Source organism: Pseudomonas sp. P5_A2_2 (assembly GCF_054177685.1).
On sequence record NZ_JBGCUL010000578.1, the window covers coordinates 1 to 2,938 of the forward strand.

4 protein-coding genes are annotated in these 2,938 nt (G+C 55.0%); 3 read left to right on the top strand and 1 reads right to left on the bottom strand.

The window, feature by feature from the left end:
• Positions 1-87: 87 nt before the first annotated feature.
• Positions 88-432: a nucleotide pyrophosphohydrolase gene (locus tag ACXRVY_RS22550; protein WP_457265799.1), complete on the bottom strand. Its 345-nt coding sequence runs from the start codon at positions 430-432 to the stop codon at positions 88-90.
• Positions 433-487: 55 nt separating this feature from the next.
• Between ACXRVY_RS22550 and ACXRVY_RS22555 the strand changes: the two genes are divergently transcribed.
• From ACXRVY_RS22555 to ACXRVY_RS22565, 3 genes are all read left to right on the top strand, one after another.
• Positions 488-1,135, top strand: coding sequence for a hypothetical protein (locus ACXRVY_RS22555; RefSeq protein WP_458238280.1), 648 nt, complete (start codon positions 488-490; stop codon positions 1,133-1,135).
• A gap of 231 nt (positions 1,136-1,366) precedes the next feature.
• Positions 1,367-1,780, top strand: coding sequence for a hypothetical protein (locus ACXRVY_RS22560; RefSeq protein ID WP_457265801.1), 414 nt, complete (start codon positions 1,367-1,369; stop codon positions 1,778-1,780).
• Positions 1,702-2,829: a tyrosine-type recombinase/integrase gene (locus tag ACXRVY_RS22565; RefSeq protein ID WP_457265818.1), complete on the top strand. Its 1,128-nt coding sequence runs from the start codon at positions 1,702-1,704 to the stop codon at positions 2,827-2,829. The genes ACXRVY_RS22560 and ACXRVY_RS22565 overlap by 79 nt, the downstream gene beginning before the upstream one ends.
• Positions 2,830-2,938: the final 109 nt, after the last annotated feature.

Genomic DNA, 2,938 nt, shown 5'->3' on the forward strand with positions numbered 1-2,938 from the left:
AGGTACTACTGTACTGATAGTCTTTTCGAAATTTTTCCGTGCGTCAGCACGACCACATGGTTGAAGAATCAGCTGCATACTAATCCCTTAGAGTTCATCATATTTTTTGGCGTTTCCCTGTGCCTTTTCAGCAGGATACTTCGCCTCATTCTTATCGATTTTGTTTAAAATTGCCTGCTGCAGATCTATCCCCAAGATATCAGCAAACTCAATCAGATAAATCGCCACGTCAGCGACCTCATCAGCAATTTGGTGCTTCGCCGAAATCGCATGCTCAACACTCTCTTCCGGGCTTTTCCACTGGAAATGTTCCAGCAGCTCACTGGCCTCGAGGCTGACAGATATGGCCAGATTTTTAGGGTTATGGAACTGCATCCAATCCCTAGCATCTCGAAAATCTCGAATACGTTGTTGAATACGCTCTAAATCCACGATCCGATCCTCAATTTGCATAGTGCCATCACATCATACCAAGGTACCTGATGCCATGGCTGCTTACCCCCCCCTTCCCCCTTTGCAAGTCAGCCGCTATAGCGGCAAGGACGAGGTCATGCCTGAAGAAAAAGTGGTGATGTACGAATCCCCGGAAGCTGCCAGCATTCAAACTGTCACCGGCTGGGTCGGCGCAGATGGTCGCTTCTGGGGTAACGATGAGCACATGGCACGGTATTGCGGTGCAACCCATCGCCGCTGCGAGAAAAATCCAGACCACCCAATCTACGAAGTGCGCAGTTGCTGCGAGCAGTGCCACTCCGACAGCCGAGCCAAAGCATTCGCGGCCATGCCAACCAAAGACTGGGAAGGCGAACCGCTGGTGGACTTCGACGGCGAAAACTACTTCTTCGACGCGGACAGCCTGCGAGAATACATCCTCGATGGCGACGTGATCCTGTCTGACCTACGCCTGTGCATCTGCGAGCCGAACATGCCGCGCGAGATCGACCCGTCGGACGTCTTCTGTGATGACCTTCCAGAGGACGGCGAGATACGTGACGAACAGCTGGTGGCCGCGTTCGACTTGCTCAACGAGATGATTCGCAAATCTGAGCCAATGTCGTGGTCGCAAGGCAAGTTCGCCGCGGTGTTGCCTCAATCTTTCTTCGATGAAATCGCCGCTGAGCAGTTAACCCCATGATCTTCGCCGCGCTCTACGTGCTCTGGCTCATCTACAAGGGGCCRCGCCGSYAAGGGTTCACCCCGCCAGTCACCTCAGGGGAGAGAGCGTGTACGCAACTGGCGAGGCGAACCAATAAACCGTAGCTCACCTTCAAAGTTCGCCTGACGCCCTTCATCTGATTTCCACACCCCCCTACCAGCCTGCCGGTGAACGACGGGCAGCGGAGGCTTTCGCCTAAGGAATCCGGCCATGGGTAACGCAACAGCAGCAAAGGTTTCAAGCATCCCGCCGAGGTTCATCCGGTTCATGGATGCACCAGGCTATCTCGGCATGTGCCGGGACGAATTCAACAAAACGGTCAGGCCGAACGTTCGTGAATTCCCTATCGGGAAACAGGGCGTCGCGTTTGATCGTATCGAGCTCGACGAATGGGCAGACGCCTACATCGAGAGCAAGTCGATTGATAAGACCGTGAATCAGGACAACAATCGCCCTCGCAGCGAGCGCCAGGGTGAAGCCAAAGGAGGTAAACCATGGCGAGAAAAGCGATCTCCGGTCTCTACCAGAAAGGTGGAGTCTGGCAAATCGACAAAGTTTTCCGAGGCGAGCGCCTTCGAGAGAGCACTGGAACTGGTGACCGGCAAGAGGCCGAGCAGTATCTGATTCACCGGCTGGAACAGCTTCGGCAGCAGAAGGTGTACGGCGTGCGCCGCACCAGAACCTGGGAAGAAGCGGCGACAAGGTTTCTGATCGAGAGCAAGGACCAGCCCTCGATCAAGTTGACGGCGCTGCACCTGAAGCAGCTCCATCCGTACCTCAAGGACCTGCCGTTGACGCACATCGATGACCAGGCGCTTGAACCATTCGTGAGGGATCGTTTGAAGGGAATGGTGTTGCCGGACGGGAAGCAGTTGAAGCCGGTGGCACCTAGGACGATCAACATCTCGATCGAGCGGGTAATACGGGTTCTATCGCTTTGTGCAAGGAAGTGGCGGGATGAAGAGCGCAGGCCCTGGCTTGATTCGGTACCAATGCTGACCAAGCTGGATCTGAAGAAAAAGGTTCGTGAGCCCTACCCAATGACATGGGAAGAGCAATCAATCCTTTTCGGAGAGTTGCCGGCGCATCTGCAAACGATGGCCCTGTTCAAGGTGAACACAGGTTGCCGCGAGCAGGAGGTCTGCAAATTGAGGTGGGACTGGGAAATCTCGGTACCGGAACTTGGCACCAGCGTGTTCCTGATCCCCTCCGACTTTGGCGGCCGAAACGAGCGGTCAGGTGTGAAAAATGGCGATGAGCGACTGGTTGTTCTGAACAGCGTGGCGAAATCGATCATCGACAAGCAGCGCGGCCTGAGCAAGGACTGGGTTTTTCCGTACAACGGCAACGCGATGCACCGGATGAACGACTCAGCCTGGAAGAAGGCGCGGGTGAGAGCGGCGAAACTCTGGCAGGAGGAAAACCTTCGCCCCGCTCACCCAGGGTACACATCCATCAGGGTGCATGACTTGAAACACACGTTTGGCCGTCGCCTTCGGGCGGCAGGTGTCACACAGGAAGATCGAAAGGCCTTGCTGGGACACAAGAACGGCAGCATCACCAGTCACTACTCGGGTGCTGAGCTCGGGCATCTGATTGAGGCTGCAAATAGGGTATCAGCAACTGACTCGCGGGGGCCGGTGCTGACGATCTTGAAGAGGAAAACTGGATGAAGTCCCGAAAAACTCCCCACCAATGAAAAAGCCCAACTGGCTAGAGTTGGGCTAAGTCATTGAAAAATATGGTCGGGACGGAGTGATTCGAACACTCGACCCCTAGCAC